Annotated in this window: 18 protein-coding genes and 1 tRNA gene; 8 read left to right on the plus strand and 11 right to left on the minus strand. The window is 69.9% G+C overall.

Going from position 1 to position 17,871, the window contains the following annotated elements; genetic code table 11:
• Positions 1 to 12: 12 nt before the first annotated feature.
• Entirely contained in the window at positions 13 to 1,179 is a 1,167-nt protein-coding gene (locus J8403_RS17685; RefSeq protein WP_211124042.1) for a trypsin-like serine peptidase, read from the minus strand.
• A 336-nt stretch (positions 1,180 to 1,515) separates the two neighbouring features.
• Here J8403_RS17685 and J8403_RS17690 point away from each other — a divergent pair, with 336 nt between their 5' ends.
• The gene (locus J8403_RS17690; RefSeq protein WP_211124043.1) at positions 1,516 to 2,016 is read left to right on the plus strand and encodes a Dps family protein; all 501 of its coding nucleotides are present in this window, start codon (positions 1,516 to 1,518) and stop codon (positions 2,014 to 2,016) included.
• Positions 2,017 to 2,086: 70 nt separating this feature from the next.
• Here J8403_RS17690 and J8403_RS17695 read toward each other — a convergent pair whose 3' ends face one another.
• Entirely contained in the window at positions 2,087 to 3,142 is a 1,056-nt protein-coding gene (locus tag J8403_RS17695; RefSeq protein WP_211124044.1) for a hypothetical protein, read from the minus strand.
• A 202-nt stretch (positions 3,143 to 3,344) separates the two neighbouring features.
• The gene (locus tag J8403_RS17700) at positions 3,345 to 3,812 is read right to left on the minus strand and encodes an ArsI/CadI family heavy metal resistance metalloenzyme (RefSeq protein ID WP_211124045.1); all 468 of its coding nucleotides are present in this window, start codon (positions 3,810 to 3,812) and stop codon (positions 3,345 to 3,347) included.
• An 80-nt stretch (positions 3,813 to 3,892) separates the two neighbouring features.
• On the opposite strand from J8403_RS17700, the gene J8403_RS17705 reads away from it, so the two are divergent.
• From J8403_RS17705 to J8403_RS17720, 4 genes are read left to right on the plus strand one after another with little or no spacing between them, the layout of a single operon-like run.
• A complete protein-coding gene (locus J8403_RS17705; protein ID WP_211124046.1) occupies positions 3,893 to 4,294 on the plus strand; it encodes an ArsR/SmtB family transcription factor in 402 nt (133 codons plus the stop codon).
• Positions 4,294 to 5,418: an ACR3 family arsenite efflux transporter gene (arsB, locus tag J8403_RS17710; RefSeq protein WP_211124047.1), complete on the plus strand. Its 1,125-nt coding sequence runs from the start codon at positions 4,294 to 4,296 to the stop codon at positions 5,416 to 5,418. The genes J8403_RS17705 and arsB overlap by 1 nt, the downstream gene beginning before the upstream one ends.
• On the plus strand, positions 5,411 to 5,839 hold the full coding sequence (locus tag J8403_RS17715) for an arsenate reductase ArsC (protein ID WP_211124048.1): 429 nt from the start codon (positions 5,411 to 5,413) through the stop codon (positions 5,837 to 5,839). The genes arsB and J8403_RS17715 overlap by 8 nt, the downstream gene beginning before the upstream one ends.
• Positions 5,836 to 6,345: a GNAT family N-acetyltransferase gene (locus J8403_RS17720; RefSeq protein WP_211124049.1), complete on the plus strand. Its 510-nt coding sequence runs from the start codon at positions 5,836 to 5,838 to the stop codon at positions 6,343 to 6,345. The genes J8403_RS17715 and J8403_RS17720 overlap by 4 nt, the downstream gene beginning before the upstream one ends.
• A gap of 191 nt (positions 6,346 to 6,536) precedes the next feature.
• Here J8403_RS17720 and J8403_RS17725 read toward each other — a convergent pair.
• From J8403_RS17725 to galU, 7 genes are all read right to left on the minus strand, one after another.
• Positions 6,537 to 6,610 (minus strand) — tRNA-Ala (locus J8403_RS17725).
• 75 nt (positions 6,611 to 6,685) lie between these two features.
• Entirely contained in the window at positions 6,686 to 7,894 is a 1,209-nt protein-coding gene (sepX, locus tag J8403_RS17730) for a divisome protein SepX/GlpR (protein WP_246585881.1), read from the minus strand.
• Between the two features lie 142 nt (positions 7,895 to 8,036).
• Positions 8,037 to 8,660, minus strand: coding sequence for a GNAT family N-acetyltransferase (locus J8403_RS17735; protein ID WP_211128303.1), 624 nt, complete (start codon positions 8,658 to 8,660; stop codon positions 8,037 to 8,039).
• On the minus strand, positions 8,657 to 9,208 hold the full coding sequence (locus J8403_RS17740; RefSeq protein WP_211124051.1) for a MogA/MoaB family molybdenum cofactor biosynthesis protein: 552 nt from the start codon (positions 9,206 to 9,208) through the stop codon (positions 8,657 to 8,659). The genes J8403_RS17735 and J8403_RS17740 overlap by 4 nt, the downstream gene beginning before the upstream one ends.
• Positions 9,205 to 9,687 carry a cyclic pyranopterin monophosphate synthase MoaC gene (gene moaC / locus J8403_RS17745; protein ID WP_014054375.1) on the minus strand — a complete coding sequence of 161 codons (483 nt, stop codon included), beginning with the start codon at positions 9,685 to 9,687 and terminating at the stop codon, positions 9,205 to 9,207. The genes J8403_RS17740 and moaC overlap by 4 nt, the downstream gene beginning before the upstream one ends.
• Positions 9,688 to 9,752: 65 nt before the next feature.
• Positions 9,753 to 11,072, minus strand: a complete 1,320-nt coding sequence (gene glp, locus J8403_RS17750) for a molybdotransferase-like divisome protein Glp (RefSeq protein ID WP_211124052.1) — start codon at positions 11,070 to 11,072, stop codon at positions 9,753 to 9,755.
• 4 nt (positions 11,073 to 11,076) lie between these two features.
• On the minus strand, positions 11,077 to 11,979 hold the full coding sequence (galU, locus tag J8403_RS17755; RefSeq protein ID WP_211124053.1) for a UTP--glucose-1-phosphate uridylyltransferase GalU: 903 nt from the start codon (positions 11,977 to 11,979) through the stop codon (positions 11,077 to 11,079).
• A gap of 85 nt (positions 11,980 to 12,064) precedes the next feature.
• Here galU and J8403_RS17760 point away from each other — a divergent pair, with 85 nt between their 5' ends.
• Complete coding sequence (locus J8403_RS17760) at positions 12,065 to 12,664, plus strand: 5-formyltetrahydrofolate cyclo-ligase (RefSeq protein WP_281427995.1); 600 nt, start codon at positions 12,065 to 12,067, stop codon at positions 12,662 to 12,664.
• A 126-nt stretch (positions 12,665 to 12,790) separates the two neighbouring features.
• Here the strand turns inward: J8403_RS17760 and J8403_RS17765 are convergent, their stop codons facing one another.
• Positions 12,791 to 15,553 (minus strand): penicillin acylase family protein, encoded by a 2,763-nt coding sequence (locus J8403_RS17765; protein WP_211124055.1) that lies wholly within the window; start codon positions 15,551 to 15,553, stop codon positions 12,791 to 12,793.
• Between the two features lie 234 nt (positions 15,554 to 15,787).
• Between J8403_RS17765 and J8403_RS17770 the strand changes: the two genes are divergently transcribed.
• Together J8403_RS17770 and J8403_RS17775 are read left to right on the plus strand one after the other, a co-directional pair.
• Positions 15,788 to 17,293 carry a potassium/proton antiporter gene (locus J8403_RS17770; protein WP_211124056.1) on the plus strand — a complete coding sequence of 502 codons (1,506 nt, stop codon included), beginning with the start codon at positions 15,788 to 15,790 and terminating at the stop codon, positions 17,291 to 17,293.
• A gap of 166 nt (positions 17,294 to 17,459) precedes the next feature.
• Positions 17,460 to 17,825, plus strand: a complete 366-nt coding sequence (locus J8403_RS17775; RefSeq protein ID WP_211124057.1) for an FmdB family zinc ribbon protein — start codon at positions 17,460 to 17,462, stop codon at positions 17,823 to 17,825.
• Positions 17,826 to 17,871 lie beyond the last annotated feature (46 nt).

Consider the following 17,871-nt stretch of genomic DNA (forward strand, 5'->3'; position numbering starts at 1 on the left):
GCCGCGGGTCGGTCAGCCCTGACCGGCGTACTTCTTACTGATGGCGTCGAACACGCCCTTCGCCTCGGCCCCCAGATGCGGACCGGCGAGCCAGGTGTGTCCGTAAGAGCCGATCGAACTGTTGGACACCAGCACCGTCTTGCCGTCGTTGTTGACGAACCAGCCGCCGCCCGAGGTGCCGCCGGTCATCGAGCAGCCGATCCGGTACATCGTCGGCGAGGCCGGCGAGAACGACAGCCGGCCCGGCCTGCTGGTGCAGTTGAACATCTTCGCCCCGTCGTACGGCGGGGCCTGCGGATAGCCGTACGCCCCGATCGAGCTCACCCGGTCCGCCGACGGCGCCCCGAACCACACCGGCACCGAGGCCCCGACCGTCTCCTGCAGCGACTTGCCACCGCCGCCCTCGGGCTTCACGTGCAGCACCGCGAAGTCGTACGCCGACCCCACCCCGCCCGTCTTACCGCCGTTCGCGATCCACTCGGACGAGGTCTGCGACCAGTCCGCCCACCACACGCCGTAGGGGCTGACCTCGTTCTGGGCCGCCGTCTGGGTCTGCTCGGCCCCCAGTCCGTTGTCGTTGTACGAGGGCACGAAGACGATGTTGCGCATCCAGCCGCCCTGCTCACCGGAGTGCACACAGTGGCCCGCGGTCCACACCAGGTTGGACTTCCCCGGATGCGCCGGGTCGTCGACGACCGTCCCGGAGCACACCATCGGCCCCTCGGGGCTGTCGAAGAACACCTTCCCGACCGGCGCCATGTTCTGGTGGTACGGGCGCGAGACCTGCTCGGCCGGCACCGCGGGCGGCTCGGGGTCGGTGGCCGCCTGGTTCTGGCCGGCGCTCTGCGTGGAGACGGTGGTCGACGAATCCTTCGCCTTGGCCATCCGGGACGGCTGCCAGAAGTTCTTGATCATCGGATTGGCGAATTCCGATGCCTTGCGGGCCCACTTGTCCCAGTCCTTCCAGCCGCCCTCCTTCCACTTCTTCAGGTCATCCAGACTCGTCGGGACGCCTTCCGGCAGCTGGATCCCGTCCTTGGCCTGCTGCCCGGCGGACGCGGCCGAGGAGTCCGACGTGGAAGCCGCCTCGTCGTCACCGGGCCCGCAGGCGGAAGCGGAGACCACCAGCAGCGCGGTCATGGCCGCGGCCGCCACGGTGGAACGGCGTATGAGTGGCATGGAGCCTTATCCCCCTGTTGTGGTGCAGTTGTTGTGCTGTGCTGTGTCGCGTCTGTCCTCCGGCGCTTTCACGCCACGGAGCCACGGGACAGGGCATCTACTATGCCCGGGCCCCTGGCCTGGGCCATCACCTGTCCCCCGGCCCGCACCAAACACGAACGCGGTCAGCACGATTCCATGACATCGCCCATCCCGGGGGTCCACCCGGCTGGATCAGGCGCAGTGGCGGCGGAGAGAGACCTCCATAGGCTTGATCGCATAGGAAGCCGGCCTTCTGTCCCAGGGGTCTGCCGTGCCGTGACGCTCGTGCCGTGACGCTTTCGAAGGAGACACGCCATGCCCGCTTCTTCCGGGGGTTCCCGACGCTCGGAGACCGACGCCGCCGGATTCACGGCCTCGCCGCAATTCGCCGAGGCGTTGCAGCAGATCGTGGTGGATCTCGTCGAACTGCACCTCCAGGGGAAGCAGGCCCACTGGAACCTGGTCGGCCACAACTTCCGGGATCTGCATCTGCAGCTGGATCAGATCGTGGACGACGCCCGGGAGTCGGCCGACACCATCGCCGAGCGCATGCGCGCCCTCGCGACCGTGCCGGACGGCCGCTCCGACACCGTCGCGGCGACCACCACGCTCCCCGCGTTCCCGGCGGGAGAGGTGAACGTGAGCGCCGTCGTCGACCTCGTCACCACGCGCCTGCGCACCACCGTCGACACCCTGCGCACCCACCACGACCGGATCGACAACGAGGACCCCTCCACAGCAGACCTGCTGCACGCCATCATCGACTGCCTGGAAAAGCACGCCTGGATGGTCAGCGCGGAAAACCGATCCGTCTGACACCGGCCGCTCCCCGAAAGCCCCCGCCGGATTTCCCCGGCGGGGGCTTCTTCGAGCTTCTCTGTTCGTCTCACTCGGGGTCTTTGATGTCGTCGCCGGGCTGGAGTTTCTGCGTGGGGGGCGCGTCCATCGCGGCGGTGGGGTTGGTGCATCCGGGGACGCTGCCTTCGGGGGCGCAGTTGTCCGGGGTGTTGTCGATGACCTTGGTGTTGGTGAGCGTCACCTGACCCGCCTGGTTGTCGATGCCGCCGCCGGCGGTGATCGCCGTGTTGCGCGTGACCAGGCTGTCGACCAGCGTGGCGGTGGCGGTGCCCAAGGGGCTGGAGAAGTTTGAGAGGCCCCCGCCTCTCACCGCGATGTTGTCCTTGAGGGTGGTCGACTTCAGATTCAGGGTGGAGTTGTTCACGTTGCGGACGCCACCACCCTCGATTCCGGTGTTGCCCCTGATCGATACGGACTCCAGGGACGCGGTACCCAGTTGGTTCTCAAAACCGCCGCCATTGCTGGTGAGCGCCCGGTTCTTGAACAGGGAGCCGTGCTTCATCGTCGTTGTGCCGTCACTGGTGTTGAGGACTCCGCCGCCGAAGCTGGTCGCGGTGTTGCGCTCCACCTTGGTGCGGTCGAGGCTGAGCTGCCCACCGTCGTTGGAGACGCCGCCGCCGGTATCCGCGAGGTTGTCCTTGAAGGTGGCGTCGTCCAGGTTCAGCGTGCCCTGCTCGTTGAGGGCTCCGCCGCCGGAGCCGCTGCTGACCCCGCCGCTGACCGTGAGCGACTTCAGGGTGAGGGTGCCGCCGGACACGACGTGGAAGATCCGGAAGTCCTCCGTGGCGTCCGGGTCGCGTCGGATGGTGGAGCCGTTGCCGGAGATGGTCACCTCCCCGGTGATCTCCGGGAGCCCGTCGTCCGGGTTGTCCGGCGTGGTCAGTGTGTAGGTGCAACGGGGCGCGAGGGTGATACGGGCACCGCTGGTGTTGGCCTGGTCGATCGCGTCCACCAAGCCGGGGATGTCGTTGCACCGCACCTGAATGTCTTCGGCGGCACTGGCCGACCCGGTCGGCAGGACCGCGAGGGAGAGTCCCGCACCGACCGCGACGGTCATGGTGCCGGACCGCGAAATGAACCTCATCGCTACGCCTTCCTCAGCGCTGGAGTGAAGCGGCACATCACCGGCGCCAGCGGCCATGCTGGTCAACCGGGATGGAAAGATGACGTTCCCTTTGTAACGACAGGTGATCGCGCCCTCACCCAGTGTGCCGCCAAACGGGTCCAGCTCTTACGGGCCCCCTCCGGCACATCGACGACGAGGGAGGCACCTCCGCGGCTTGCCGTCAGACTCGGCGCCCGCCGCTCGCGGCGGCCTCCGTGGGGGCGGACCCGCCGGCGCAGCAGGCGGCGACGGTGTCGAGTGCCGCGCTCTTGCCCATCTGATCAGCGTCACCCTTGACGACGTAGACCTCCCAGGGCTCCTTGCCGGGACCGTGGACCCAGACCTTGTCCTGGAGGGCGTAACAACAGGAGGTGTCGTTCTCCTCGAAGGTGGCGAGCCCCGCGCCCTCGAGGCGGTCGGCGGCGGCGGTGACCTGGCCGGTGGACGTCACCTCGACGCCGAGGTGATCCAGCCGCGTCTCCTGCTCCGCCTCACCCTCGATGAGGACGAGCTTGAGCGGCGGCTCGGTGATCGCGAAGTTGGCGTATCCGGGGCGGCGCTTGGCGGGCTCGACGCCGAAGAGCTTGGAGTAGAACACCACCGAGGCTTCGAGGTCGGGCACATTCAGGGCAAGCTGCACACGAGACACGACGAGGGCTCCCATCTGGTTGCATCGATGTTCTTCGATCTAAGATTGCGTCTTGGATCGAAAAACGTCAACATAGAAGAATGTCGAAACAAGAGCTTGCGGTGCTCGGCCAGAACGACGCCGACGGCTGCTGCCCAGGACTGCTGACCGCTCCCCTGGACGAGGCACAGTCCATCGAGCTGGCGAAGGTGTTCAAGGCGCTGGGCGACCCGATCCGGCTGCGGCTGCTGTCGATGATCGCCTCCCGGGCCGGGGGCGAGGTGTGCGTATGCGACCTGACCCCTGCCTTCGATCTGTCGCAGCCGACGATCTCCCATCACCTGAAGCTGCTGCGGCAGGCCGGGCTGATCGACTGCGAGCGCCGGGGCACTTGGGTCTACTACTGGCTGCTGCCGGAGATGACCGACCGGCTCGCCGGGATCCTCACCCGCCCCGCCGGACAGCCCCTCCCCGAGCCTGCCGGAACGGCGGGGGGTGTCTGATGACCGCCGACCCCACGGCGGCGTCCCCGGCTGCTCCGGTCACCGCGCGCCTGTCGTTCGTGGACCGCTTCCTCGCGGTGTGGATCCTGCTGGCGATGGCGGCCGGCCTCGGCCTGGGCCGGCTCGTTCCCGGCCTGGGCGACGCCCTGGCGAAGGTGACCGTCACCGGCGTCTCCCTGCCCATCGCGCTGGGCCTGCTGGTGATGATGTATCCGGTGCTGGCCAAGGTCCGCTATGACCGCCTCGACACGGTCACCCGGGATCGGCGCCTGCTGGTCCCCTCGCTCGTGCTGAACTGGGTGCTGGGCCCGGCGATCATGTTCGCGCTCGCCTGGCTGCTCCTGCCGGACCTGCCGGAGTACCGGACGGGCCTGATCATCGTCGGCCTGGCCCGCTGTATCGCGATGGTCATCATCTGGAACGACCTGGCCTGCGGTGACCGTGAGGCCGCCGCCGTCCTCGTCGCCCTGAACTCCGTCTTCCAGGTGATCGCCTTCTCCGCGCTCGGCTGGTTCTACCTCACCGTGCTGCCCGGCCGGCTCGGCCTGGAACAGACCGGTCTCCACATCAGCGTGTGGGAGATCGCCCGCAGCGTGCTGATCTTCCTCGGCATCCCCCTGGTGGCGGGCTTCCTCACCCGGCGCCTCGGCGAGAGGGCCAAGGGCCGGGCCTGGTACGAGACCAAGCTCATCCCGCGCATCGGCCCGTTCGCCCTGTACGGGCTGCTCTTCACGATCGTCGTCCTGTTCGCCCTCCAAGGCGACGCGATCACCTCACAGCCGATGGACGTGGCGCGGATCGCGCTGCCGCTGCTGGTCTACTTCGCCGTGATGTGGGCCGGGTCCATGGCACTGGGCAAGGCCGTGGGACTGGACTACCCGCGCTCAACGACGCTGGCGTTCACCGCCGCGGGCAACAACTTCGAACTCGCCATCGCCGTCGCCATCGCGACCTTCGGCGCCTCCTCCGGGCAGGCCCTGGCCGGAGTCGTCGGCCCGCTCATCGAGGTTCCCGTACTGATCGGCCTCGTCTACGTGGCCCTCGCCGCCCGCCGCTACTTCCCCCAGCCCACCGCCATGGCCGCCGAACAGGCTCCCGCCCAGGAAGGTTCCGCCCGTGTCTGACCCCCGCACCCCCGAGAAGCCATCCGTGCTGTTCGTCTGCGTCCACAACGCGGGCCGCTCCCAGATGGCCGCCGCCTTCCTCACCCACCTCGCGGGCGACCGCGTCGAAGTCCGCTCCGCCGGTTCGGCACCGGCCGAGCACGTCAACCCCGCCGTGGTGGAAGCCATGGCGGAAGTCGGCATCGACATCGCGACAGAGATCCCGAAGGTGCTGACCGCCGAAGCCGTGCACGCCTCGGACGTGGTCATCACCATGGGCTGCGGCGACGCCTGCCCCTATTTCCCCGGCAAGACCTACCTCGACTGGAAGCTCGACGATCCGGCCGGGCAGGGTGTTGCGGCGGTACGGCCCATCCGCGACGAGATCCGGGCTCGCGTTCAGGACCTCGTCCGTGAACTCACCGCTGGAGGCCGCGGGTGACCCCGCACGCCGAGACCATCCGCGTCACCGACCTGAGGGCCGAACACGCCGATGAGGTCCTGGCGATCTACCAACTCGGCATCGACGAAGGGAACGCCACCTTCGAGACCGCCGCACCCCGCTGGGAAGCCTTCGACCTCGCCAAACTCGCGGACCACCGACACGTCGCGGTGAACCACGACGGACGCGTGCTCGGCTGGGTCGCCGCAACAAAGGTGTCCGACCGCTGCGCGTATGCCGGTGTTGTCGAGCACTCCCTCTACGTTCACCCCGCCGCGCGCAACCGGGGCGTGGGGCTCGCGCTTCTGGACGCGTTGATCGCCTCCACGGAAGCGGCAGGCATCTGGACCATCCAATCCGGCATCTTCCCCGAGAACGCCGCAAGCCTTGCCCTGCACCAGCGCGCGGGCTTCCGCGTCATCGGCACCCGCGAACGCATCGGCCGCCACCATGGCCTATGGCGTGACGTCGTCCTCATCGAGAGACGAAGCCCAAGGGTCACCTGACGAAAGCCGCGAAGTCGGATACGGCTTCGGCCGGTTAGGGGCTGATCGCGGTCGAAGAGGTCGCGCTGTTGGTGCGCGGAGGCTCGGCAGACGCCTGGGTAAGCAAGATCGGAAGTAGCTGCTGTACTTCGCTGCCGTACGGCACCAAAAAGCCCCCGCCGAATTTCCCCGGCGGGGGCTTTGAGCTGCTGTGGACCTGAGGGGATTTGAACCCCTGACCCCCTCGATGCGAACGAGGTGCGCTACCAGTCTGCGCCACAGGCCCTTGCAACGAGTGAAACTCTAGCATCCCCTCCGGGGTGCTTGGTAATCCGTTCCTCGCTGGTCAGTGAGGGGCCCGTCACTCGTTGGCAGCACGCGGCCGGTCCTCGTCGGCGTACTGGTCGAAGAGGGGAGTGCGGCCGCGCTCGCGGGCGCCGCGGGGCGGGGTGGCGGCCGGGTCCGGGGCCGGGGCGGGGCTCTGTGCGGCGGTGGGGTCGACGGTGCTGGAGCGGGCGGAACTCCAGGCGTCGGGGGCGGCCAGGTCGACACTGCCGGTGGCGCGCGGGGCGACGGGGGCGGTGACGTAGGTGGGCAGCGGGACGGGCACCGGCTCCCAGCCCGCCCCGGCGGCCGGGCCCCGCTCGCGCTCACGCTCCTGGTCCACCCACTCGGCGTGATCGGTCTGCTCGACCAGTGCGCGGCGCCCGGCCGCGTGCCGCGAGGGCGCCGGTGCGGGGGCGGGCTCGGCCTCGGCGGGCGCGGGAGGGCCCGCGGGGCCGTCGTCGGCGGTCCGGCCCTCGGCGGGCGGATGGGCCCGGGGGCGGCGCTCCCGCAGCCGCTGCGCGGCCTGCTCGGCGTGGCGCTGGTCCATGGTGAACGCGAAGCGGCGGCGCTCCTGGGCGCGGAGGTAGGCGATATAGGCGCTGAGCAGTATGGCCGGGATGCCCGGGGCCCACAGGAAGGCCAGACCACCGACGGCGGCGACGATCGCGCCGAGGGTGAAGGCGAGGAAGAGCATCACGGTGGTGCGGCGGCGGCGCGCGAGCACTCGCGCGCGCCGTCCACGGTCCAGCGCGCTCCAGCCCCCGCTGCCGCCCGCGCTTCCCGTGCCGCCCGTGCCGCGCGCACCGCTCCCACCGCCCGCTGCCCCGGCCGCCGGCGCCGGCGCGGCCTCGGCGGGGCCGTCGGCGGCCGCGGGAGCGGGGGCGCGCAGGGTTACGGGGTCGGCGAAGGCCCGGACGTCGACCGCGTCGGTCACCGCGTCCGGGTCGGCCGCGTAGCGCCCCGGCCCGGGCGCGGAGGCGCCCCCCGCGGCGGGGGCGTCCGCGTCCTCGGCGGTGCGCTCCGTGGGGTCGTCCGCCGGGTCCCCGGGCCGCTCGAGGTCCGCGCGACTCTTGGCGTAACGGCGCTCCATGCCCGCCCGTCCGGACAGCAGCCGGATGGCGGTGCTGAAGCGTTCCGTCGGACGGGCCTCATTGAGCTCGTCCTGCCTACGAAGCCACATCGGCACCAAATAGGCGGCCCAGGCCCCGACGATGACTGCGTAGATGAGGCCACTGCTGCTCACGCTCACACGGTAGAGGGGTCCGCATGAGGCCATCTGCCAATTGGCGCGGTGTGTCGCACGATCTGGCTGATATCTCGAAAGTTTTTTGTGATTGATGAGATGACCAGGCTGGAAATGTTCTCCCGTTATTCGAACAGGTATTTTATTTCTGCGATGCGCCTGGTCGGGTCCGGTGCCACCGGCTCAGCAGTCCCTCGGACAGTTCCTCCACCGTGAGGGCGTAGACCAGATGATCCCGCCATGCGCCGTCGATGTGGAGATAGCGCGGCCGCAGTCCCTCCTGGCGGAATCCGAGTTTCTCCACCACCCGGCGGCTGGGCAGGTTCTCGGGCCGGATGCACACCTCGACGCGGTGCAGTCCGACGGTGCGGAAGCAATGGTCGACGGCGAGCGCGACGGCGGTCGGCATCACTCCGCGCCCGGCCACCGCCTGGTCGATCCAATAGCCGACATGACCCGAGCACATCGACCCCCAGGTGATTCCGGCAACCGTCAACTGCCCGGCCAGCCGCCCCTGGTACTCGATGATGAACGGCAGCATCCGCCCGGCGTGCGCCTCCGCCCGCAGATGGCGGACCATCTGCCGGTAGGTGGGCCGGTGGGTGACGGGGCCGCCCGGCGGGGGCGGCGGAATGGTCGCCTCCCAGCGCCGCAGCCACTCCCGGTTGCGCTGGTTGACCTCGCGCCAGGCGCGCTGGTCGCGCAGCTTTATGGGGCGGAGGACGGTGTCGCCGTCCGCCAGTGCGACCGGCCAGGGGGCGTTCAGCGCGCGCTCCCGTCCGGCCCCGCGGGATCGGCGGGAGCGGCGGGGTCGGCGGGTCTGCGGTGGTCCCCGCCGTGGATCTGGTCGACCGCGTGGCCCAGGAGGCGGCCGAGCACCTTGAGGCCGTCACGCACACCCCCTGTGGAGCCGGGCAGGTTGACGACCAGGGTGGTGCCGGCGACCCCGGCGAGCCCCCGGGAGAGTGCGGCGGTAGGCACCTTGGCGAGCCCCTCGGCGCGGATGGCCTCCGCGATGCCGGGGATCTCGTGGTCCAGGACGGCGCGGGTGGCCTCGGGGGTGCGGTCGGTGGGGGTGAGACCGGTGCCGCCGGTGGTCACCACGACGTCGTACGAGGCGGCCACGGCGTCCCGCAGGGCGGCCTCCACCGGATCGCCGTCGGGCACCACGCGCGGGCCGTCCACGGCGAAGCCGAGGGCGGCCAGCCCCTCGGCGATCAGCGGGCCCCCGGTGTCGGCGTAGACCCCGGCGGCGGCGCGGTTGGAGGCGGTGACGACCAGGGCGCGGCGGTGTGGCGCCGCTGAGCCGCTCATGTCCGGCTCCAGTCACCGGACTTACCGCCCGTCTTCTCCTCCACCCGGACGTCGGTGATGACGGCGCCCTTGTCGACGGCCTTGACCATGTCGATCACCGTCAGGGCGGCGACCGAGACCGCCGTCAGGGCCTCCATCTCCACACCCGTGCGGTCCGTGGTCTTCACGGTGGCGGTGATCTCGACGGCGTCGTCGGCGACCGCGAGGTCCACCGTGACGCCCGACACCGCGAGCGGATGGCACAGCGGGATCAGGTCCGGGGTCCGCTTGGCGCCCATGATGCCCGCGATCCGGGCGGTGGCGAGGGCGTCGCCCTTGGGGAGGCCCTCGCCGCGCAGCAGTTCCACGACGCGCGGCGCGACGCGTACGCGGCCGCTCGCCCGGGCGGTGCGCGCGGTGACGTCCTTGGCCGAGACGTCGACCATGCGGGCCGCGCCCGACGGGTCGAGGTGGGTGAGATGGTCCTGGGCGCTGCTCATCGTTCTCCCGGTCCGGGCCAGGTGGCTCCTGTGTGGGACGACACCGTACCCGCCGCTGGTGGCGGCTAGGCCAGCAGGACGACGTCCACCTCGGCGCCCGGGGCGACCTCGGTGGCGTCCTCGGGAACGACGATCAGCGCGTTGGCGTGTGCCATGGCCTTGATGAGGTGCGATCCCGCGCCGCCCACCGGGCTGACGGTGGCCGGGCCGTCGATCGTGGCCGGCTCGTACCACCCGCGCAGGAACTGGCGTCTGTCCTTGGGCGAGGAGGTGACGCCCTCGGGGCAGACCGCCTGCACGGTGGTGCGGTGGATGTCGGTGCCGCCCAGCATGGTGCGGATGACGGGGCGCACGAAGAGCTCGAAGGAGACGTACGAACTCACCGGATTGCCGGGCAGGGCGATCAGCGGGGTGTCCTCCGGGCCGACGCGGCCGAAGCCCTGGGGCTTGCCGGGCTGCATGGCCAGCTTGCGGAAGTGCACCTCGTGCATCGCCTCCTTGACCACGTCGTACGCACCGACGCTGACCCCGCCGCTGGTGACGACGACATCGGCGCGGACCAGCTGGTCCTCGACGGCGGCGCGCAGGGTCGCCGCGTCGTCGGCCACCGCGCCCACCCGGTAGGCGATCGCGCCGGCCTCCCGGGCGGCGGCGGTGAGCTGGAAGCTGTTGGAGTCGTGGATCCGGCCGGGGCCCACCTCCTCACCGGGCTGGACCAGCTCGCTGCCGGTGGAGAGCACGACCACCCGCGGCCGGGGCCGCACCTTCACGGTGGCGCGGCCGAGCGCGGCCAGCAGCCCGATCTGCGGGGCGCCCAGAACCGTGCCGGCGCGCAACGCGAGCTCGCCCGCGTCCGCGTCGCTGCCCCGGGAGCGCACGTGCTGGCCCTCCCTCACCGGGCGGAAGACGCGCACCCTGCCGCTTCCGCCGTGGGGGTCCGAGCCGCGCGCGGGCATATGGGTGACCGGCCCGCTGTCGAGCCCGCCGTCGGTCCACTCGACGGGGACGACGGCCTGGCCGCCGGGCGGGGTCGGGGCGCCGGTCATGATCCGTGCCGCCTCGCCGGGGCCCACGGCGGGCAGGTCACCGCTGCCCGCCGCGATGTCGCCGACGACGGTCAGCACCGCGGGATGGTCCTCGGTCGCGGCCGCGACGTCAGCCGTACGGACGGCATAGCCGTCCATGGAGCTGTTGTCGAACGGCGGAAGCGCGCCGGGGACGGTGACGTCCTCCACCAGGACGCAGCCCTGGGCTTCGAGCAACTGCAGCTCGATGGGCTCCAGCGGGTGGACGTGCCCGAGGATGTCGTCGAGGTGCTCGGCCACCGTCCAGACCCGGTCCTGGTCCGGGCCGTGATCGGCGGCCCGTGCTGCGGTGCTGCTCAAGGTGCTACATCTCCTCAGTGACGTAACTGCGAAGCCATTCCCGGAACTCCGGGCCCAGGTCCTCACGTTCGCACGCGAGTCTGACAATGGCACGCAGATAGTCGCTACGGTCGCCTGTGTCGTAGCGGCGTCCCTTGAAGACGACGCCATGCACCGGGCCGCCGAGGTCCGGACTGGAGGCTAGCGCCTGGAGGGCGTCGGTGAGCTGGATCTCGCCACCGCGGCCCGGCTCGGTCCTGCGCAGCACCCCGAAGACGGCCGGGTCGAGCACATAGCGGCCGATGACGGCGTAGTTGCTGGGCGCGTCCGCGGGGTCGGGCTTCTCGACCAGGCCGGTGACCTGGACGACGTCGTCATCCACGGTCGGCTTGACCGCCGCGCAGCCGTAGAGGTGGATCTGGGCCGGGTCCACCTCCATCAGGGCGATGACGCTGCCGCCGTGCCGCTCCTGGACGTCGACCATGCGGGCCAGAAGCGGGTCGCGGGCATCGATGAGGTCGTCGCCGAGGAGGACGGCAAAAGGCTGGTCACCGACGTGCGGGGCGGCGCAGAGCACGGCGTGGCCGAGACCCTTGGGGTCTCCCTGGCGCACGTAGTGCATGGTCGCAAGGTCGCTGGACTCCTGGACACGGGCGAGTCGGGTCTCGTCGCCCTTGCGGGTCAGTGCCTCTTCGAGCTCGTAGTTGCGGTCGAAGTGGTCTTCCAGGGGTCGCTTGTTACGACCGGTGACCATGAGGACGTCGGACAGTCCGGCGGTGACGGCTTCCTCGACGACGTACTGGATCGCCGGCTTGTCGACGACCGGCAGCATCTCCTTGGGGGTGGCCTTGGTGGCCGGAAGAAAGCGGGTTCCGAGCCCCGCGGCAGGGATGACAGCCTTGCTGATCCGAGTACGCGATTGAGTCATGTTCCGAACCCTATCCGGTCCCTTTAGGACGAATGATGAGCATTCGGTGAATATGGCATGAGACAGGAAGATTGCGCACCCAGTGATCAACTTTGACGGTAGTAAGCGCGCATTGCGGAGACGTCACCTGACGGTGAGGTCCAGGTTGACGGCGGATGACATCGAGAAGGCCGGCGCCGCTCTCGCGTGTCGCGCCCTGGAGCTTCCCGAGATCGCCGGGGCGGCCACGGTGGCGGCCTATGTGTCCGTGGGGAGCGAGCCCGGTACGCACGCCCTCAGGGAGGCCCTGCGCGCCCGGGGGGTGCGGGTGCTGCTTCCGGTGCTGCTCGAGGACGACGATCTCGACTGGGGCGAGGACGAGGGGCCGGAGCGGCTGGCGCCCGCCCGGCGCGGCCTGCTGGAGCCCGAGGGGCCGCGGCTCGGCCCCGAGGCGGTGATCCGGGCGGACGTGGTGCTGCTGCCCGGGCTCGCGGTGGACCGGCGCGGGATGCGGCTGGGCCGCGGCGGCGGCTCGTACGACCGGGTGCTGGCCCGGCTGGCGGGCGCGGGGGCCGATCCGGCGCTGGTGGTGCTGCTGTACGACGGTGAACTGCTGGACGAGGTGCCCGAGGAGGGCCACGACCGCCCGGTGCACGCGGCGGTGACCCCGTCGGGCCTCCACCGCTTCACGCCGCGGCCCCGCTGAAGGCGCCCGGAGGCGCCTCCCGGCGGGGCCGCGAGGGTCGGCGGGCCCGGGGCACCGGCCGGAGGCGAGAACGCCCCTCAGACGGCCACCGGGCCCTTCGGAGCCCCGTTCGGGGCCCCGGGGTCGCTACGGGGTGAGCGCCAGCTCGTCCTCCGTCGACTTGTCCACGGCGCTCTTGTTGAACGCCCAGGGCAGCAGCTCGCCCTTCGCCCACTTCTCGGTCTGGTCCGTGTAGTGCGCGTTGTAGGCGTGGCCGGAGGCGCCGGTGAGATTGACCCAGCGCGACTTGTCGAGATTGTCGAGGTTGACGACCATCCGCATCGACGGGACCCAGGTGACGTCGTAGCCGCCCGCCGCGTTCCAGCCGGTGGCGTTGACCGCCGCCTCGCCGCCCGAGAGGTTCCACGGGCCGCGGTTGAGGAGCCACTGCACCACGCCGGGGCCTTCGGTGCCCAGGGTCTGGTTCTTCAGCGTCAGCCGGTGCAGCCGGCCCCAGCTCCAGCTGTTGATGTCCTTGCCCAGCTTGGCGGTGAGCTCGGAGCGCGCGGCCCGCATGGCCTGCCCGAGCAGCTCGTCACGGTTGGTGGCGCCGGGCTTGTTGCGGGTGCCCGCCGTCTTCCACCAGCTGTTCTTCGGATCCTTGATGATGTCGCGCACGACCTCGTACCACCGGTCGCCGCCATCCGGCTGGGCCATGTCGGCATCGCGCTTACCGCATTCGCGCACCAGCCGGGCGTTGCCGTTCAGGTCCTCAAGCGGACCCGAGTCGTCGGCCGGGCGCACCCTCAGGCACTCCCCCTTGACCCGCAGCTCCTTGGGGAGCTTGTCGCCGAAGGCCAGCTTGAGGGTGTTGCGCCAGACGGCGTTGAAGTACGCGGCGGCCGCCGAGTCCGAGTCCTGGGTGTAGTCCCAGCTCTCCAGCAGCTTCTGCGCCTGCCGTACGTAGTCGTCCTTGACGTCGATCTTCAGCAGGTAGGGCGTCAGCACCTTGGCGATCTCGCTGCTGTTGTCCATCTGCAGGGACTGCATGTCGTCCGTGGAGATCTTCCCGCCGTCCTTGGTCTTCGACTCGATGAGGTCGGTGATGCGCTGGCTTCGCGCGCCGTACCCCCAGTCGTCGGTCAGCAGGTACGGGTAGTCCTTCTTGTCCACGACGGCCTGGTTGGCGGTGACGATATAGCCGCGATCGGGGTTGAGCTCCCAGGGCAGCGCCGACTGCGGAATGTACTTGCTCCACTTGTAGCGCGAGTCCCAGCCGGGCGCCGGATAGCGGCCGTCGCCCCTGGAGCGCACCGGGATCTGGCCGGGCGCCTGATAGCCGATGTTGCCCTTGGTGTCGGCGTAGATGAGGTTCTGGGAGGGGACCGCGAAGTCGCGGGCCGCCTTACGGAAGTCGCTGAAGTTCTTCGCGGTGTTCAGCTTGAAGACCGCGTCCATGGTGTTGGACGGGGTCAGCGCGGTCCACTTCAGCGCCACCGCGTAGCCGTCGCCGCGGTCGGGGGCCACGTCATCGGCGCCGCTGCCCACCGGGGCGCTCTTGCCGACGGAGGTGAGCTCATCGTCGCGGTCGGAGACGATCGGGCCGTTGTTGGTGGTGCGGACGGTGATCGTCCGGCTCTTGCCGCCCGCGACCTTGATGGTCTCCTCGCGGGTGGTGAACGGGAGCTGCTTGCCGTCGTAGAGATAGCCGTTGTCGGTGACCTTCTCCAGGTACAGGTCGCTGACGTCGGCGCCCAGGTTGGTCATGCCCCAGCTGATGTCCTGGTTGTGACCTATGACCACGCCGGGCAGACCGGCGAAGGTGAAGCCCGCCGCGTCGTACGGACAGGCGCTGGTGACCTGCTTGCAGTGCAGCCCCATCTGGTACCAGACGGACGGCAGCTGGGGTGCCAGGTGCGGGTCGTTGGCGAGCAGCGGCTTGCCGGTGGTCGTGTACTTGCCGGAGACGACCCACGAGTTGGAGCCGATACCGGTCCCGTTCGGGCCGAGCAGCGCCGGGACGTCGTCCAGGGTCTTGGAGAGCGAGGAGAGCTGGCTCTGCAGCCCCTGGCCGGCTCCGGTGGCCCCTCCGTCCGCCGTGCCGCCCGTACCGCTCGTGGAGCCCGACGGGGTGGCCTTGGGGTCGAACTCGTCCGTCAGCTCGTTGACGCCGCCGCTCTGGACGATCGGCTTGTTCCGGCTGTACGGGTAGGACGGATAGAGCTCATCTATCTGCTTGGCGCTGAGCCTGCTGGAGGCCAGGGCGCGGTCCACCTCGTCCTGCATGTTGCCGCGCAGGTCCCAGGCCATCGCCTTGAGCCAGGCCAGCGAGTCGACCGGGGTCCACTTCTCGGGCTTGTAGCCGTCGTTCTTGAAGTCCAGGGCCGCGTACTCGACGGAGAGCGCATCGCCCTGGTGGTCCTTGAGATAGGCGTTGACGCCGTCGGAGTAGGCCCGCAGATACTTCTTGGTGGCCGGCGACACCTTGGTGTCGTACTCCTGCTTGGCCACCCGGTGCCAGCCCATGGTGCGCAGGAACGCGTCGGTCTCCACCTGGCCGGAACCGAACATCTCCGAGAGCCGCCCGGCCGTCATATGGCGGCGGACGTCCATCTCCCAGAAGCGGTCCTGGGCCTGGACGAACCCCTGGGCCCGGAAGAGGTCCTCGGAGGTACCGGCGTAGATCTGGGGTATCCCATAGCCGTCACGTTTGACCTGAACGGGGCCGGACAACCCCTTCAGCTGCAGCGATCCCGTGGTCTCCGGGAATGAGGCACGAACTGTACTGATGCTCCAGTACGCGCCGTAGCCGACGCCCCCGACGAGCAGCAGCACGACTGCGATCACGATCAGGCGGAGACGTCGGCTCTTCTTCTTTTTGGGAGAAGAGCCGGTTGTGTTGGCGGGCATCGCTGTCCTTCGAGGGGCAGGGTGAACCTGGAGTGCTGGAGCAACCATAGGCGCAGCGCTGTCGCCGCCCCTACGCGGAGTCATGACTGACGCATTGCACCGGCCACCGGCCGGGCTCGTACACCTCGACGAAGGCTCCTCGTGGGAGGCTCGCGTCAAGATCCCGTAAAATGTTAGGTAAGGCAATGAAGTTCCGGTCGGAGGGGACCTGTTCGCGGCGTCCCCTCCGCTCCCGTGAGAAAGGGTCGGCCCCTGACTGTTCACCACCTCAATGAACTGCTGTTGATCTGCTCGCTCGTCCTGCTTTTCGCGGTGGTGGCCGTAAGGATCTCCTCGCACAGCGGGCTGCCCACGCTGCTGGTCTATCTCGGGATCGGCGTCGCCATCGGCACGGACGGGATCGGCGTCACCTTCAACGACGCCGAGCTGACGCAGGTCCTCGGGTACGCCGCGCTGGTCGTCATCCTGGCCGAGGGCGGTCTGGGCACGAAGTGGGGCGAGATCAAACCCGCCCTGCCGGCGGCCGCCGTCCTGTCCACCGTGGGTGTCGCGGTGAGCGTGGGACTCACCGCGACCGCGGGACACTACGTGGTGGGACTGGACTGGCGGCAGGCGCTGATCATCGGCGCGGTGGTGTCGTCCACGGACGCGGCGGCGGTCTTCTCGGTGCTGCGCACGGTGCCGCTGCCCAAGCGGCTCACGGGCATCCTGGAGGCCGAGTCGGGCTTCAACGACGCCCCCGTGGTGATCCTGGTGGTCGCCTTCTCCAGCCAGGGCCACATGGAGCCCTGGTACACCCTGATCGGCACGATCGCCCTGGAGCTGGCGATCGGCGCGGTGATCGGCCTCGCGATCGGCTGGCTGGGCGCCTACGGGCTGCGGCATGTGGCGCTGCCCGCCTCGGGTCTGTACCCGATCGCGGTGATCGCCATCGCGGTGACCGCCTACGCGGGCGGTGCGCTGGCGCACGGCTCCGGCTTCCTCGCCGTCTACCTCGCCTCGCTGCTCATGGGCAACGCACGGCTGCCGCACTGGCCGGCGACGCGCGGCTTCGCCGAGGGGCTGGGCTGGCTCGCCCAGATCGGGATGTTCGTCCTGCTGGGACTGCTGGTCACCCCGCATGAGCTGGGCGATGACGTTCTGCCCGCCCTGGTGGTCGGGCTGGTGCTGACCGTGGTGGCCCGGCCGGTGTCGGTCCTGGTCAGCACGGCGCCGTTCCGGTTGCTCTGGCGGGAGAAAGCGCTGCTGTCCTGGGCCGGGCTGCGCGGGGCGGTGCCGATCGTCCTGGCGACCATCCCGGTGGTCAACGATGTGCCCGGCAGCAACCGGATCTTCAACATCGTCTTCGTGCTGGTGATCGTCTACACCCTGGTCCAGGGGCCGACGCTGCCCTGGCTCGCCACCCGGCTGCGGCTGGAGGAACCCGAGCCCGCCGACCTGGGCATCGAATCGGCGCCCCTGGAGCGACTGCGCGGCCATCTGCTGTCGGTTTCGATCCCCCAGTCGTCCAAGATGCACGGCGTCGAGGTCGGCGAGCTGCGGCTGCCCACGGGGGCCGCGGTCACCCTGGTGGTCCGGGGCGGGACCAGCTTCGTGCCGCTGCCCTCGACGATGCTGCGGCGCGGTGACGAGCTGCTCGTGGTGGCCACGGACCCGGTGCGCGATGCGGCGGAGCGGCGGCTGCGGGCGGTGGGCCGGGGCGGCAAGCTGGCGGGCTGGCTGGGCACGGGAGCGGGCTGAGGGGGCGGGAGCGGGGGCCCGCGAAGGCTTCGGGCCGGGAGCCGGGAGTGGGCCCCGGGGGTGGCTTCGATCACCGTATATCCCGTCCCAGTGGACTGACGCGCAGGAATACTGCACTATGGAGCGTCGTTAGCACTCATTGAGTGAGAGTGCCAGGAGGAAGAACGTGCCGACCTACCAGTACCAGTGCACCGAGTGCGGCGAGGGCCTCGAGGCGGTGCAGAAGTTCACCGACGACGCGCTCACCGAGTGCCCCAACTGCAAGGGACGCCTGAAGAAGGTGTTCTCCGCGGTCGGCATCGTGTTCAAGGGCTCCGGGTTCTACCGGAACGACAGCCGCTCCTCGTCCAGCAGCACGAGCGGCGGTTCCAGCAAGCCGGCGGCGAAGAGCGAGAGCTCCGACTCGTCGTCTTCCTCGTCCTCGTCCTCGGACTCTTCTTCCTCGTCCTCCTCCTCGACGTCTTCGTCGTCGGCTTCTTCGTCGTCGTCCTCGGCGTCCTCCTCGTCTTCGTCGTCGAGTTCGGCCGCCTGACCCGGCCACCCCTCTTCGGCTTCAACGACACCCCGCCACCTCCACC

The sequence above is a fragment of the Streptomyces yatensis genome (assembly GCF_018069625.1).
GTDB classification, from domain to species: domain Bacteria; phylum Actinomycetota; class Actinomycetes; order Streptomycetales; family Streptomycetaceae; genus Streptomyces; species Streptomyces yatensis.

What these genes read in the sequence shown, in the direction of transcription:
- J8403_RS17685 (WP_211124042.1), bottom strand. Translation starts at nt 1,179, where the DNA reads ATGCCACTCATACGCCGTTCCACCGTGGCGGCCGCGGCCATGACCGCG.
- J8403_RS17690 (WP_211124043.1), top strand. Translation starts at nt 1,516, where the DNA reads ATGCCCGCTTCTTCCGGGGGTTCCCGACGCTCGGAGACCGACGCCGCC.
- J8403_RS17695 (WP_211124044.1), bottom strand. Translation starts at nt 3,142, where the DNA reads ATGAGGTTCATTTCGCGGTCCGGCACCATGACCGTCGCGGTCGGTGCG.
- J8403_RS17705 (WP_211124046.1), top strand. Translation starts at nt 3,893, where the DNA reads ATGTCGAAACAAGAGCTTGCGGTGCTCGGCCAGAACGACGCCGACGGC.
- arsB (WP_211124047.1), top strand. Translation starts at nt 4,294, where the DNA reads ATGACCGCCGACCCCACGGCGGCGTCCCCGGCTGCTCCGGTCACCGCG.
- J8403_RS17740 (WP_211124051.1), bottom strand. Translation starts at nt 9,208, where the DNA reads ATGAGCGGCTCAGCGGCGCCACACCGCCGCGCCCTGGTCGTCACCGCC.
- moaC (WP_014054375.1), bottom strand. Translation starts at nt 9,687, where the DNA reads ATGAGCAGCGCCCAGGACCATCTCACCCACCTCGACCCGTCGGGCGCG.
- galU (WP_211124053.1), bottom strand. Translation starts at nt 11,979, where the DNA reads ATGACTCAATCGCGTACTCGGATCAGCAAGGCTGTCATCCCTGCCGCG.
- J8403_RS17765 (WP_211124055.1), bottom strand. Translation starts at nt 15,553, where the DNA reads ATGCCCGCCAACACAACCGGCTCTTCTCCCAAAAAGAAGAAGAGCCGA.